Annotated in this window: 14 protein-coding genes; 10 read left to right on the top strand and 4 right to left on the bottom strand. The window is 70.1% G+C overall.

What is annotated here, in order from left to right:
* Positions 1-449 precede the first annotated feature (449 nt).
* The 4 genes from V5F59_RS07570 (at position 450) to modC (ending at position 4,127) form a co-directional block, all read left to right on the top strand.
* Positions 450-974 (top strand): DedA family protein, encoded by a 525-nt coding sequence (locus V5F59_RS07570; protein WP_393982544.1) that lies wholly within the window; start codon positions 450-452, stop codon positions 972-974.
* Between the two features lie 185 nt (positions 975-1,159).
* Positions 1,160-1,972 carry a molybdate ABC transporter substrate-binding protein gene (modA, locus tag V5F59_RS07565; protein WP_393982543.1) on the top strand — a complete coding sequence of 271 codons (813 nt, stop codon included), beginning with the start codon at positions 1,160-1,162 and terminating at the stop codon, positions 1,970-1,972.
* Positions 1,973-2,221: 249 nt separating this feature from the next.
* Positions 2,222-2,911: a molybdate ABC transporter permease subunit gene (gene modB, locus V5F59_RS07560; protein ID WP_393982542.1), complete on the top strand. Its 690-nt coding sequence runs from the start codon at positions 2,222-2,224 to the stop codon at positions 2,909-2,911.
* 10 nt (positions 2,912-2,921) lie between these two features.
* Positions 2,922-4,127 (top strand): molybdenum ABC transporter ATP-binding protein, encoded by a 1,206-nt coding sequence (gene modC / locus V5F59_RS07555; RefSeq protein ID WP_393982541.1) that lies wholly within the window; start codon positions 2,922-2,924, stop codon positions 4,125-4,127.
* Here the strand turns inward: modC and V5F59_RS07550 are convergent.
* Positions 4,030-4,479, bottom strand: a complete 450-nt coding sequence (locus V5F59_RS07550) for a winged helix-turn-helix domain-containing protein (protein ID WP_393982540.1) — start codon at positions 4,477-4,479, stop codon at positions 4,030-4,032. The genes modC and V5F59_RS07550 overlap by 98 nt on opposite strands.
* Before the next feature lie 125 nt (positions 4,480-4,604).
* Positions 4,605-5,468: an FTR1 family iron permease gene (locus V5F59_RS07545; RefSeq protein ID WP_393982539.1), complete on the bottom strand. Its 864-nt coding sequence runs from the start codon at positions 5,466-5,468 to the stop codon at positions 4,605-4,607.
* 550 nt (positions 5,469-6,018) lie between these two features.
* Here V5F59_RS07545 and V5F59_RS07540 point away from each other — a divergent pair.
* From V5F59_RS07540 to V5F59_RS07515, 6 genes are all read left to right on the top strand, one after another.
* A complete protein-coding gene (locus V5F59_RS07540; protein WP_393982538.1) occupies positions 6,019-7,293 on the top strand; it encodes an imelysin family protein in 1,275 nt (424 codons plus the stop codon).
* A gap of 10 nt (positions 7,294-7,303) precedes the next feature.
* Positions 7,304-8,773 (top strand): multicopper oxidase family protein, encoded by a 1,470-nt coding sequence (locus tag V5F59_RS07535; protein ID WP_393982537.1) that lies wholly within the window; start codon positions 7,304-7,306, stop codon positions 8,771-8,773.
* The gene (locus tag V5F59_RS07530; RefSeq protein WP_393982536.1) at positions 8,773-10,071 is read left to right on the top strand and encodes a di-heme oxidoredictase family protein; all 1,299 of its coding nucleotides are present in this window, start codon (positions 8,773-8,775) and stop codon (positions 10,069-10,071) included. Before V5F59_RS07535 ends, V5F59_RS07530 begins: the two co-directional genes overlap by 1 nt.
* A 24-nt stretch (positions 10,072-10,095) precedes the next feature.
* Positions 10,096-11,181, top strand: coding sequence for an imelysin family protein (locus tag V5F59_RS07525; protein ID WP_393982535.1), 1,086 nt, complete (start codon positions 10,096-10,098; stop codon positions 11,179-11,181).
* 3 nt (positions 11,182-11,184) lie between these two features.
* Complete coding sequence (locus V5F59_RS07520) at positions 11,185-12,330, top strand: DUF1513 domain-containing protein (RefSeq protein WP_393982534.1); 1,146 nt, start codon at positions 11,185-11,187, stop codon at positions 12,328-12,330.
* A gap of 107 nt (positions 12,331-12,437) precedes the next feature.
* Positions 12,438-13,001: an NADPH-dependent FMN reductase gene (locus tag V5F59_RS07515; RefSeq protein ID WP_393982533.1), complete on the top strand. Its 564-nt coding sequence runs from the start codon at positions 12,438-12,440 to the stop codon at positions 12,999-13,001.
* 263 nt (positions 13,002-13,264) lie between these two features.
* On the opposite strand, the gene queD is transcribed toward V5F59_RS07515, so the two are convergent.
* Together queD and queE are read right to left on the bottom strand one after the other, a co-directional pair.
* Complete coding sequence (gene queD / locus V5F59_RS07510; RefSeq protein ID WP_393982595.1) at positions 13,265-13,621, bottom strand: 6-carboxytetrahydropterin synthase QueD; 357 nt, start codon at positions 13,619-13,621, stop codon at positions 13,265-13,267.
* A 20-nt stretch (positions 13,622-13,641) separates the two neighbouring features.
* A complete protein-coding gene (gene queE / locus V5F59_RS07505) occupies positions 13,642-14,277 on the bottom strand; it encodes a 7-carboxy-7-deazaguanine synthase (protein ID WP_393982532.1) in 636 nt (211 codons plus the stop codon).
* Between the last annotated feature and the right edge of the window lie 42 nt (positions 14,278-14,319).

Raw genomic sequence — 14,319 nt, 5'->3', positions numbered from 1 at the left:
CGGCGCAGCGCGGATCGCGGGGATATTCGACATCCCGCGTGGCCTGGGGTGTCCAAGGGCAAAAGATGAAGTCGGGCAAAGCCGCTCGTCATGCTTCTCGCAAAGGAAGCTGCGGCGGTCTCCGCTACGCGGCCCGAGCGCGCGACAGTGAGGAAATGGACTTCCCCCGGGGCGCTACGACAGCGGATATGACGCATCCCCATGACAATTTCAAGGCGGCAACGGGAAAGCAGGGCGTTTTCCGGCGCCGGCGCCGTCATATCCCGCCCCGCGGCCACGCCCGGCCCGCGAATGATGCGCCCCGCGGGCGCGAAGCGCGGCCGCACCTTTTTCGCGCCGCACTCCTCCGGCAGGAAGGGAGAAGCCGGAGGCCGCAGCGCCCGCGCGCGGACTCAACCAGCCCCGTGCGCGATGCGGCCGGCGCACCGATGTTGCCGGCAGGAGAAGACATGATCGACGTCCAGTCCATCGTCACGGCGACCACGGCCTTCGTGCAGGAGAACCATGCGCTCGCCCCCGCGGTGGTGTTCGGCCTCGCCTTCGGCGAATCGCTCGCCCTCGTTTCCTTTTTCATCCCCGCCACGGTGCTGCTGCTCGCCATCGGCGCGCTGATCGAGGCCAGCGGGCTGCATTTCTTCCCCATCTGGCTCGCGGCCGCCACCGGCGCGGCGCTGGGGGACGCCATCTCCTACTGGCTCGGCTTCCACTACAAGGAGCGGGCGAAGACGCTGTGGCCCCTCTCCCGCCGACCAGACCTGGTCGCCCGGGCGGAGGACTTCTTCCACCGCTTCGGCGTGTGGGGCGTGGCCGTGGGCCGCTTCTTCGGGCCGGTGCGCGCGGTGGTGCCGCTGATCGCCGGCGTACTGGCCATGCGGCAGGTCACCTTCCAGGTGGCGAACGTGGCGAGCGCGGCGGTGTGGGCCTTCGCCATGCTCGCCCCGGGTGCCGCCGCCTTCAAGCTGATGGGCTGGTAGCGTTTGAGCCGGGCCGTTGACGTGCCCGGCGCGGCCGCGTGCCGCACCGCAGCATAATCGTTTCATTGCCAAGCTTCACGCCGGTGGCGGATTGCATTGCCACGGCGAAGCTGTTGTTTCCCTGCGGCATGCTGTATATGAATGAACATACCATCGGCGAACCATTGCCAAAGGGGACTTTTGCCATGTCGACGTTCCTTCTGCGCCGCGGCCTTGTTGCGGGCCTCATCCTTGCCGCCGCAGGCTTTGCTCCCGTCCGGGCCGAGGATGCCGCCAAGGTGACCGCCGCCAGCGCCGACACCACGGTGACGGTGTTCGCCGCGGCGAGCCTCACCAACGCCCTCCAGGACATTGCCAAGGCCTATGAGGCCAAGGGCGAGAAGACGCCCGTCAAATTCTCCTTCGCCGCCTCCTCGTCGCTCGCCAAGCAGATGGAGGCCGGCGCCCCGGCCAACATCTTCGCCTCGGCCGACCTGAAGTGGATGGACTATACCGACGGCAAGGACCTGACCCTGCCCGCCACCCGCGTGAAGCTGCTCGGCAACGAGCTGGTGCTGGTGGCCCCCGCCGACAAGGCGAAGCCGGTCACCATCGCCAAGGGCATGGACATCGAGGCCCTGCTCGGTCCCAACGGCCGCATCGCCACGGGCCTCACCGACAGCGTGCCGGTGGGCGTCTACGCCAAGACCGCCTTCACCAACCTTGGCCTGTGGGACAAGGTCGGCCCCCGCATCGTCGGCGCCGAGAGCGTGCGCGCCGCGCTCGCGCTGGTGGAACGCGGCGAGGTGCCCTACGGCGTCGTCTATGCCACCGACGCGGCCATCGCCAAGAATGTGAAGGTGGTGGCGAGCTTCCCGGCGGACAGCTACCCGCCGGTGGAATACCCCTTCGCCCTGGTCAAGGGCCAGGACACCCCCGCCGCCAAGTCCTTCTTCGCCTTCCTGCAGGGCCCGGAGGCGAAGGCGATCTACCAGAAGTACGGCTTCTCGGTGAAGTGAGGCCGTGACCTGCCCGCCGTTCCGCCTCCCTGCGGGGAACGGAACGGCTTTTGCTTGGTAAATTTCAGGACCTGGACCCGGTCCGGCCGGATTGCCCGCCGGGTCGGGTTCTCCGTTTCCGGACCCGAAGAGCGGGGAACGCCGCGCACCATCCTTTGCGATAGAGGCTGTTCGGCGCTCTCTCCTGGCCTAATCTTCCGCCGCGGGCCTTCGGCGCGCACGCCGGCGGCGTCATTGCGGACCTTGCTGATGCTCACTCCCGAGGAATGGATCGCCGTAAGGCTCAGCCTTCAGGTCGCCTTCTGGGCCACCATCTGGAGCCTGCCCCCGGCCATCCTGGTGGGCTGGGTGCTCGCGCGCTTCGACTTTCCCGGCAAGGGCATCTTCGACGGCGTGGTGCACCTGCCCCTGGTGCTGCCCAAGGTGGTGGTTGGCTATCTGCTGCTCATCACGCTGGGCAATCGCGGCTATCTCGGCCAGTACCTGCACGAGTGGTTCGGCATCTCCCTCATCTTCTCCACCGCCGGCGCCACGGTGGCCGCCGCGGTGGTGAGCTTCCCCTTGACCGTGAACGCCATCCGCCTCGCCATCGGCGGCATCGACAAGGGCATCGAGACCGCCGCCCGCACCCTGGGCGCCAGCCGGCTCGACGCCTTCTTCACGGTGACGCTGCCGCTGATGATGCCGGGCGTGCTCTCCGGCTGCCTCATCTCGCTGGCCTCGGCGCTGGGCGAGTTCGGTGCCACCATCACCTTCGTCTCCAACGTGGAGGGGCAGACGCGGACCATCCCGCTCGCCATCTACAGCGCCACCCACATGCCCGACGGCGACGCCATGGCGCTGCGCCTCACCGTGGTGTCGGTGATCCTGGCGCTGGGCTCCCTGATCCTCGCGGAGATGGCCGACCGCCGCATCAAATTCGCCCTCGGGCAGGTCTGAGGGGGCGGCCATGATCGAGATCGACGTCACCCTCGCCCGCTCCAGCGGGTTCTGCCTGGAAGCCAACCTCATGGCGCCGGACATGGGCATCACCGCCCTGTTCGGCCGCTCGGGCTGCGGCAAGACCACCATCATCCAGCTGGTCGCCGGATCGCTCACGCCGGATCGCGGGCGCATCGCCGTGGGCGACGTGGTGTTCTGGGATTCGCAGCAGGGCATCAACCTGCCCATGGAGCAGCGCGGCGTCGGCTACGTGTTCCAGGACGCCCGCCTGTTCCCGCACATGAGCGTGGAAAGCAACCTGCGCTACGGCGAGCGCCGCACCCGGCGGGCGCGCACCATCAAGTTCGACACGGTGGTGGCGATGCTGGGCATCGGCCACCTGCTGAAGCGCCAGCCGCATACCCTCTCCGGCGGCGAGAAGCAGCGCGTCGCCATCGGCCGCGCCCTGCTCTCCCAGCCCCGCCTGCTGTTGATGGACGAGCCCCTCGCCTCCCTCGACGAGATGCGCAAGGGCGAGATCCTGCCCTATCTGGAGCTGCTGCGGGACGAGCTGAAGCTGCCCATCCTCTATGTGAGCCATTCCATCGAGGAGGTGCTGCGCCTGTCCGACGCCGTGGCGGCGCTCAGCGACGGCAAGGTGCTGGCCTGCGGCGCCCTCGCCGACGTGCTCTCCCGGCCCGAGCTGCTGCCCATCATCGGCCGCTTCGACCTCGGCACCATCTTCGACTGCACGGTCACCGGGCATGACGAGGAGATGGGCCTGTCCACCGTCTCCTTCGCCGACGGGGATCTGCGCGTGCCGCTGGTGGGCCGCCCCGTGGGTGCCCCGGCGCGGGCGCGCATCCGCTCCCGCGACGTGTCGCTCTCCCTGTCGCGGCCCATCGACGTATCGGTGACGAACCGCATCTGCGGCACCATTTCCGGCATCACCCGCGCGGAGGGGCCCTTCTCCGACGTGGAGGTGAGCCTTGCCCACGGCAAGCTGCATTCGCTGGTGACGCAGGAGAGCGTGCTGCGCCTCGGCCTCGAGCCGGGCATGACGGTGTGGGCCATGATCAAGGCCGTCACCGTGGACAGCCGGCCCCCGGGCTTCTCCTCGCCGGGGGCGGAGATTCTCAACCCGCCGCCTTCGCACCCGGCGCCGGGGCGCCCTCCGGCTCATCCGGCTCTGCGTGTGGTTTCGGCTGGTACTCGGCCGCAAGGGCCTGGGTGAGCTCGCCGAGCGCGGTGTGGGTCGCCTTGGCGGCCTGCCGCTCCATGGCGCGGTAGAGGGCGATGATGCGCTCGCCGAAGGCGGTCACCTCCGTGCCGGCGCCGCGGCGGCCGGGGAAGGTGACGATCACCCGCTGCTCGAACATGCGGTCCAGCTCGTCCACCAGCAGCCAGGCGCGCCGATAGCTCATGCCGATGGCCTTGGCGGCGGACAGGATGGAGCGATGCTCGCGGATCGCCTCCAGCAGCATGATCTTGCCGGGCCCGAGCCGGCGGCCATCGGGAAAATCCACGCGCAGGAACAGCCGGGTGCCGTCCTTGCCGGCGCGGCTGGTCGGGGAATGGCTGGTCACGGCGCTCCCTCCTTCCCCGGCCCTCGTCAGGCGAGCTGGCGCCGGAGATTTCTCCCGGGAAGCATAGCGAAACATGCCGCTGCCGGATACAGCACCGCGCCGGAAAAGTACCCCGGCGGAACGCCTCAGGCCGGTCGGCCCTCGGCCGCCGTGCGGGGCGCGCGCGCCGAGGGACGGTGCGCGGAGGGGCGCCCGTTCGCCAGCCGGGTGCAGACCACGATGAAGGCCACCGTGCCCAGATAGGCGGCAAGCTGCATGCCCGTGGGCTGGGCGCGATAGCCGACCAGGGTGCGCAGCACGCGGCCGACGGCACCGTCGTCCGCCAGCAGCCAGCTGGAATTCCACACCGGATCCGCCAGCGACTGGATGAAGCCCGCATCCTGCAGGATGCCCACCACCTGCGCCGCAAGGCCGGCCGCAAGCAGCGTCATGAGCACGGCGGTGACCTTGAACAGGTGCCGCAGCGGAATGGTGACGAGACCGAGGTAGAGCACCAGGGACACCGCCGCCCCGCCGGCGAGCCCCAGGAGGCCGCCCAAAGCCACGCTGCCCGCGGTCTCCGCCCCCGTGCTGACGAAGCCGAACAGGAACAGCACCACCTCGACCCCTTCGCGCAGGACCGCCATGCCGACCACCACCGCGAGCGCGGGAAGGGAATGCTCGCCCTCCTGCACCCGGCGGCTGAGCTCCTTCATCTCCGCCGCCTTCTTGCGGCCGTGGGTCGCCATCCACACGACGGTCCACACCAGCATCACCACCGCGACAGCGAGGATGCCGGCGTTCAGGATGTCCTGGCCGGAGCCCTCGAAGGTGCCCGCGATCTGGTCGGCGAACAAGGCGAGGATCCCCGATCCGGCAAGCCCGCCGGCGACGCCGAGGGTGATCCACTTGCCCCGGTGGCGGATGCCCTCGGACGCGGCGAGCACCACGCCGATGACGATCCCCGCCTCGAGGACCTCGCGAAAGACGATCAGCAGGGCGGCGATCATGGGCGGACTTCCTCTACACGCACCTCCCGCGCGCCGAAGGCCGCGGAAGCCCGGCCGAACAGCCGGACAGGGAAACAAAAGGCGACACGGGCAAATGCGATACGGACACGGCAAGGCGGATCTGAAATGGCAGCCCCACGGGCCAGCCGAAAAGAAAGGTACCACCAACGTCGTCGGAGTGTCATCCAAGCAGCTATTGTTTTGAATTATTCAAATAAAAGGAAACGCGGGTGGACCAAAGTCGCAGGCGCCGCGCCCGCGCCCCGCCGAAAGCGACGGAATTCCGCCATCCAAGTATCCACGGCAGCACGCCAGTTTAAATCTCCAGTTTACATCGATTCCAGCGTTTCGTTACGTAACTTCACTACTACATGCGTCGTTTTGTCTTCGGGCAAGCAGGGCGCCCGGCAAGATCAACACAATGGAACAATTCCATCCTCTCGCCGCGCCCTTGCCGCCCGCCGAGGGCACACCTAAGCTCCCGCCCGGCTTCGATATTGCTTTCCAGCCCGACAGCCGACCGCATATGCAATGTGAGGAGAACAGGTCGATGCGCGCGCATATTCTTGGCGCAGTCGTCGCCGCGGTGTCAGTCTTCGCGAGCCCGGCCTTCGCCGATGCGCCGAAGCCGCGCGATGTGCTTGTCCATTACGCCGACCTCGCCCAGGCCATGTATGGCGCTTCCGCCGCCACCGCCCGCGAGATGCAGACGTCCATCAACGCCTTCCTCGACGCCCCGAGCGCCGACGCCTTGGCCAAGGCGCGCGACGCCTGGAAGTCGGCCCGCACCTTCTACCAGCAGACCGAGGCCTTCCGCTTCGGCAACAAGGCGGTGGACGAGATCGAGGGCGGCGTGAACGCCTGGCCGCTCGACGAGGGCCTCATCGACTACGTGGACAAGAAGAGCTACGGCGAGACCTCGGACGAGAATCCGCTCTACACCGCCAATGTCATCGCGTCGAAGTCGATCCGCATCGGCAAGAAGACCATCGACACCACCAAGATCACGCCGGCGTTGCTGCGCAGCCTCAACACGGCGGGCGGCGTGGAGGCCAACGTCGGCTCCGGCTGGCACGCCATCGAATTCCTGCTGTGGGGCCAGAACCTGCACACCGCGACGGCCCATTCCGGCACCCGGCCCTATACCGACTACGACCAGAAGGCCTGCACCAACGGCAATTGCGACCGCCGCGCCCAGTATCTCAAGGTGGCCACCGAGACGCTGGTGGCCGACCTCGACGCCATGGCCGGCCTGTGGGCCACCAAGGGCGCCGCGCGCACCACGCTCCTGAAGAAGAACGACAAGGCCGGCCTCGGCGTCATCTTCACCGGCCTCGGCTCCCTCTCCTACGGCGAGCTCGCCGGCGAGCGCATGAAGCTCGGCCTCATCCTCCACGACCCGGAGGAGGCGCACGACTGCTTCTCCAACAACACCCAGAACGCGCACTATTATGACGAGGTGGGCATCCGCGACGTCTATTACGGCCGCTTCACCAAGCCGGACGGCGCCACCGTCACCGGCCCCGCGGTGGCGGACCTGGTGCGCGCGGCGGACCCCAAGATCGCCGACGAGATCGACGCCAAGTCGGACGCGGCGCTGGCCGCCTTGAAGAAGATCAAGGACACCGCCGATGCCGGCGAGATCTATTACGACCAGATGCTGGTGGAAGGGAACGAGAAGGGCGCCCGGCTCATCCAGGACGGCGTGGACGCCCTCGTCGCCCAGGCCCATGCCATCGAGCGCGGCGTCGCGGCCCTGAAGCTGCAGATCAAGATGGAAGGCTCCAAGAGCCTGGACGACCCGAAGGCCGTGAAGAAGAAGTGAGGCATTGCTGATGATATCGCGGCGGGCCATGCTGCTGGGCAGCGCAGCGGCGGGGGTGGCCGGTTTCGCCCCCTCCGCGCTCGGCAGGATGCCTGTCTCCCGCGACACGCTCCCGAAGAGCGCGCCGGTGCGCCACCTCTCCCTCTCCGCCGCGGAGATGGAGGTGGCGCTCCTCGGTCCCGACAGGCCGAAGACGCAGGGCTTCTGCGCCTATAACGGCACACCTTTCCTCAGCGTCCGCGCGCCGATGGGAACGCGCCTGCTGGTGGATTTCGAGAACCGCCTGCCGAGCCCCACCACCGTCCACTGGCACGGCATCCGCGTGCCCTATCTGTCGGACGGGGTGTCGCCCATCACCCAGGCGCCGGTGCCCACCGGCGGGCGTTTCTCCTACGACGTGCCCCTGCCTGATCCGGGCCTCTATTTCTTCCATCCCCATTGTGACGAGACCGGCCAGGTGGGCCGCGGCCTGTTCGCGCTGCTGATCGTGGACGACCCGGCCGACGCCAGGCTCGGCTTCGACCTGGAGCACATCATCGTCGTCAAGGACTGGCGGCTCGACGACCAGGGCCGCTGGCTGCCCGCGTTCACCGACGAGGGCGCCTCCACCGCCGGCACCTTCGGCACGGTGCGCGCCACCAACGGCTCGGTCACGCCGCCGCGGGTGGAGGCCCCCGCTCATGGCGACGTGCGGCTGCGCGTCATCGTCGCCGATTCCACCCGCACCATCGACCTCGGCTGCGAGACCGAGGAGGCCGCGCTCATCGCGGTGGACGGGCAGGCGCTCACCCCCCTCCCCCTGTCCCGGCTGCCGGACGAGATCTGGCGCATGGGCGCCGCCATGCGCGCCGATGTGCATGTGCGCATGCCCGGCCCGGGCGAGGAGGTGAAGGTCTATGATTACCGCACCGCCGAGCCCTATCTGCTGACCACCCTCGTCGCCGTCGACAAGGGGAAGAAGAAGACCCCCTTCAGGCCCAAGGCCCTGCCCGCCGCGAAGGTGCCGCTGCCGGACGTGAAGCGGGCGACGAAGCTCGACTTCCTGGTGCAGACCTCCGCCGGCGCCACCGCCATCGCCCCGCCCCTGCCCGCGGATGATCCCCTGGCGAAGGCGCTCATCGATTCCGCCTGCGTCGGCAGCAAGACCTTCTGGGCCATCAACCGCACCTCCTGGGGCGCGGGGGCGGACCTGCGCCTGCCGCCGCCGCTGCAGGTGCTGAAGGATCAGGAGAGCTACATCCTCTCCATCTCCAACGTCACCAAGCATGTCCACCCCATGCATCTGCACGGGCATGTGTTCCGGGTGCTCTCCTCGTCGAAGAAGCCGGGCATCCCGCCCTATCTGGCGGACACGGTGCTGGTCGAGCCCAACGAGAGCGTGGACATCGCCTTCCGGGCCAACAGCGGCAATTGGGTCTTCCACTGCCACATTCTCGAACATATGGATTCCGGCCTGATGGGCTGGTTCCGGGTGGCGTGATGGCCGCCCGCGCCGGCCGCCTCACCCGCCGGGTCGCCGGCCGGATGGCCCTTGCCCTCCTGCTTCTCGCCCTGCCGGCGACGGCGCGCGCCGGGGAAGAGGCGCCGCCGGAGAAGCTGGACCAGCTGGACCTCGCCATCGGCAAGGCGCTGTTCAAGCGCCCCTGGGTGCCGGCCCCGGCCTCGACCCGCGGCGACGACGGCCTCGGCCCCCTGTTCGACGCCCGCTCCTGCGCCTCCTGCCACCCCCGCGACGGCCGGGCGCCCGCGCGCGTGGAAAACGGCACCGCCGGCCGCGGCTTCGTGCTGGTCATCGCCCGGCCGGACGGCAGCGGCGACCCCGTCTATGGCAAGCGCTTCCAGATCGATGCGGTGCCGGGCATCCCCCCGGAGGGCATCATCGGCATCACCGACACGCCGCTGCCGGACGGTCGCATCGCCCGCAAGCCCCATCCCGAGGCGCTGGGCTACGGCCCGCTCGATCCCGCAAGCGGCCTGTCGCTGCGCGTGGCGCCGGACCTGAAGGGTCGCGGGGCGCTGGCCCGGGTGCCGGATTCGGCGCTGCTCGCCATCGAGCAGGAACAGGCCACAGGCAAGGACGGCGTCTCCGGCCGGGCCCGGCGCATCGTGCGGCCGGACGGAACGGTGGAGCTCGGCCGGTTCGGCTGGAAGGCCGCCCAGCCCACCCTCGCCAGCCAGTCGGCCGAGGCCTTTTTCCTCGACCTTGGCCTGTCCAATCTCTACCACCCCGAGCCCTGGGGCGACTGCACCGTAACGCAGGCCGCCTGCCGCGCCGCCCCCCACGGCACCGCCAACCGCACCGAGGGCACCGCCGACGACGCGCTGGAAATCGGCCGCCCGCTGCTCGACCGGGTGGTGGCCTATGTGGCCTCGCTTCCGCCGCCCGAGCCCAACGCGCTGGCGGAGAAGGATCTCAAGGCCGGCAAGCGCCTGTTTGCCGCCACCGGCTGCGCCGCCTGCCACCGCCCCGCCCTGCCGACCAAGGACGGCGGCACGGCGCGCATGTTCACGGACCTGCTGCTGCACGACATGGGCCCCGGCCTCGCCGACACCATGCCGGAGCCCGGCGCCGGCGTATCCGAATGGCGCACCGCGCCGCTCGCCGGCATCTCCGAGGCCATCGCCCTCGACACCGGCCTGCTGCACGACGGCCGCGCCCGCAGCGTGACGGAGGCGATCGCCTGGCACGGCGGGGAAGCCGCCGCCGCGGCGCGGCGCTTCAGCACGCTTTCCGCCCCGGAGCGGGCGGCTCTGTTACAATACGTTTCCTCTCTCTAATTCATCAGCCTTGCGCGGGACGCCATGTTCTCCTCCCTTTCAGCCACCGCGACACGTCTCCTCCTCACCGCCACCCTCGCCTTCGGGGCCAGCGCGCCGGCCCTGGCGGCGAGTCCGTCCCTTGATCCCATTCCGCTGATCGAGGGCTGGCTGCTGCCGCGCTACGAGGCCCTGTCCGCCGCCGCCGCCGCCCAGTCCGGCGCCTGGACCGGCTTCTGCGCCAAGCCGGCGGCGGCAGGCGTCCCGGCGCTGAAGGACGCCTACGGCAAGACCGCGGACGCCTGGAACGCGGTGGAGTTCATCACCTTCGGCCCCATCAGCCTGTCGCTCAGGGCGGATCGCATCTCCTTCTTCCCGGACCGGCGCAACGCCATCTCCCGGGGCCTTGCCGAGATCCTCGCCGACACGGACGCCGCCCGCCTCGAGCCGGAGCGCTTCTCCCAGGCGAGCGCGGCGGTGCAGGGCCTACCGGCGCTGGAGCGCCTGCTCTATGAGGAAGGCGCGGCCGAGGCCCTGGTCTCCGGCCCCGAGGCGGCGCGACGCTGTGCGCTGGGCACCGCCATCGCCAGGAACCTTGCCACCATCACCGCTGAGGTCCGCACCCAGTGGGGCGATCGCGGCGCCGGCGTGCTGGGCGCCATCGTCTCGGGCAAGGGCGATCCGGCCCTGTTCCCGGACCTCGGCGCGCTTCCGGGCATGATCCTCACCGACCTGTCCGGAGCCTTCCAGCGGGTGACCGACACCAAGCTGATGCCCGTCATGGGCAGCAGCCCGGCGGATGCCAAGCCCACGCTCGCGGACAGCTGGCGCTCCGGCCGCTCCTCGCGCATCGCCGCCAACATGGTCCGCAGCGCCGATGCGCTGTTGACCGCGGTGGCGGCGCAGATGCCGAGCCGCCCGCAATATGTGGTCACCAAGGCCGCCACCACGGCCGACGCCGCCGCCGAAAAGCTGCCGCCGGACCTCGGGGCCGCGGTGGCCACGGCGCAGGGCGTCAGCACCATCCAGACCTCCATCAAGGCGTTCAAGGCGGCGCAGCTCGCCGTCTACAAGCCCATCGCCGCCTATTTCGGCATATCCCTGGGCTTCAACGCGCTGGATGGAGACTGACCCATGCGGCGCCTGATGCTCGATCATCCCGGCCTCAGCCGGCGGGGCTTCCTCATGGGCGCGGGGGCCGCGCTGCTGGCGGCCGGCCCGGCGCGGGCGGAAAGCTCCGGCACGCCTGCGGCCGGTGTCGACGGCGGCTGGCTGGCGACGGCGGGCGTGGGCGAGGGCTTCGGCGCCTTCGGGCTCGACACCGCCTTCGCGCCGGCGGAGCGGGCGGAATCGGCGACGCGGCTGCACGGCATCGAGGCGAGCCCGCGGGGGCCGCTGGCGGTGGCGGTGGGCCGCCGGCCGGGGCGCATCGCCATCGTGTTCGACCGGGAGAAGGGCGGCGCGGTCGCCACCTTCGGCCCGGGAGAGGGCCGGGTCTTTTCCGGCCACGGCCGCTTCACCGCGGACGGCGCACTCTTCCTGACCAACGAGATCGAGCGGCCGGACCCGGACGCCAGGGTGATGGGCCGGGGCGTGGTGGCCGTGCGCGAGGTGGCGGGGGGCTTCGCCATCCGCGGCGAATGGCCGAGCGGCGGCGACGGCCCGCACGACCTCATGCAGTCCGGCCCCGCCCTGGTGATCGCCAACGGCGGCATCGAGCCCAACACGCCCGAGGCGCGGGACGCAGAGGTGACGGGCTCCGGCATCGCCCTGGTGGATCCGGCGACCGGCGCCGTGCGGGGCGAGGGGCGGCTTTCGCCCGACCTCGCCAGCCTGTCCCTGCGCCACCTCGCCCGTGACGGCAAGGGCGGCACGGTGGTCGCCGCGCAGGACCTGCTGAAGGACGGGGAGGCGCGCCCCCTCCTGTTCCGCATCGGGCCGGACGGAGCGCTTTCCGCCTTCGAGGCGCCGGACGCGGACTGGCGGGCGCTGCGGGGCTATGTGGGCTCGGTGGCCTATGACCCCTCGGGCCGGCTCGTGGCCTGCGCCTCGCCGCGCGGCAACCGGGTGGCGGTGTGGCAGGCCGACGGGCGCTATCTCGGCGCCGTGCCGCTCATGGACGGCTGCGGCCTCGCCGCGGGCCGGGAGGCCGGCACCTTCGTCGCGGCCTCGGGCTATGGCGAGGTCATCCTCGTCTCTGCCGGGCCGGAGGGCGTGGGCATCGCCGCGCGCCGCACCGGCGGGCCGCGCTACGACAATCACATGGTGCGGATCGGCTGATCTTTTTTCGCGCCCGCGCAACCCGAGCGGGGGCTGTGCCGTTATGCTCATGCTTCGACGCGGGCTTCGATTCCGCGCGACGGGGACTGGCAGGAAGAGGCATCGCCATGAAATGGGTTGTTCTGGTGGGAAGCGTGCGCAGCGGCTCCTTCAACGCGGCGCTCGCCCGCGCGCTCGAACCGCTCTCGCCCGACGGGGTGAGCATCGAGATCCTCCCCTCGGTCGCGGAGATGCCCATCTATGACGGGGACATCGAGGCCGCCGGCATTCCCGGCCAGGTCTCCTCGGTCGGCGACAAGGTGAGGGCGGCGGATGCGCTGGTCATCGTCACCCCGGAATACAACTACTCGGTCCCCGGCGGCCTCAAGAACGCGATCGACTGGCTGTCGCGGCTGAAGCCCCAGCCCCTGAAGGGCAAGCCCACCCTCATCATGTCCGCCTCGCCCAGCACCATGGGCGGCGCCCGGTCGCAGTATCACCTGCGGCAGGTGCTGGTGGCGGTCGACGCCGATGTGATGAACGTGCCCGAGGTGATGGTGGCGCAGGCGCACACCAAGATCGCCGACGGCACCCTCACCGACCAGGGCACCAGGGATTTCGTCGCCGGCCAGCTCGCCGCCTTCCATGCGTTCGTGCGCAAGGCCAAGGCGGGAGAGGCGGCGGAGGCGTAGAGCACGCGCCGGCCAGCTTGCATCGCAAGCTGGCCGGTGAACGCGTTCTCCATCTGCCCGTGAGGCGACGCTTCGCCGGGCGAATGGATTCGGTTTGCTCGGTTCGCGCTCCAGGTGCCGGAATCTCGCGCCTGCGCCCAGCGCCATGCCCCAGCGGATGCGGGGCATGGGGCCTGCTCGTCCTGCATGGGAAAGCCGGACACCAGCCCGGCCTCAGGGGACCCCGCCGGGGGATGACCGCCTGCGGCCGGGCCCCGGTGCGCTCAGTCGCCCGAATATTCCGCGAACGACATGGGCGTCTCGTAGACCCGCACGGTGGCGAGCTGCGGCAGGAGGGGGCGCACCCGCTCCCAGATCCAGGCGGCGATGATCTCCGCCGTCGGATTCTCGAGGCCCGGTATGTCGTTGAGGCAATAATGGTCCAGCTGCTTCAGCAGCGGGCCGAAGGCGTTCTCCACGTCGAAGAAGTCCACCACGAAGCCGGTCACCGGGTCCACCGGCCCCTCCAGCGTCAGGTCCACCCGGTAGGAGTGGCCGTGCATGCGCCGGCAGCGGTGGGTTTCCGGCACGTTGGGCAGGAAATGGGCGGCCTCGAAGGTGAAGCCCTGGGTGATCCGCACACGGCGGGGCGCACTCGAACTCATGGAATGCCGATCATCTTGTGGGTCTGGAGGGAGAGCCGCCAGCGCGGGTGGGCGAGGCAATAGGCCACCGCCGCTTCCGTATTGCGCAGGCGCTCCGGCCCGTCCATGGGCTGCAGGAAAAAGTGGGTGAAATCGAGCGCCGCCAAGGCATCGGGCGACAGGTCGGCCTGCGGGTAGACAAGCTTCAGCTCGTGCCCGCGCATCTGCTTCAGCACGGTGCCGGCCTTGGGGCTCACGCAGATCCAGTCGAGCCCCTCGGGCGCGGCCACGGTGCCGTTGGTCTCCACCGCGATCTCGAAGCCATGGGCATGCACCGCCGCAATCAGCGGCGCATCCAACTGGAGCAGCGGCTCCCCGCCGGTGAAGACCACGAAGCGGCGGGCAGCACCGGCCTCGCCCCAGGTGGCGGCGATGGTCGCGGCCAGCGCCTGAGCGTCCGGGAAGCGGCCGCCGCCCTCCCCGTCCATGCCGACGAAATCGGTGTCGCAGAACCGGCACTGGGCGGCGGCGCGATCCTCCTCCCGCCCGGACCACAGATTGCAGCCCGAGAACCGGCAGAAGACCGCCGCACGCCCCGCCTGGGCGCCCTCCCCCTGGAGGGTGAGGAACATTTCCTTCACAGAATAGGCCATGGGCCGATGCCTTTAGACCGAAGGCGCCCGGGAAGGAAGGGC

The organism is Xanthobacter nonsaccharivorans, assembly GCF_043194755.2.
GTDB lineage: Bacteria > Pseudomonadota > Alphaproteobacteria > Rhizobiales > Xanthobacteraceae > Xanthobacter > Xanthobacter autotrophicus_G.
This window is presented reverse-complemented; position numbering and strand designations above follow the sequence as displayed.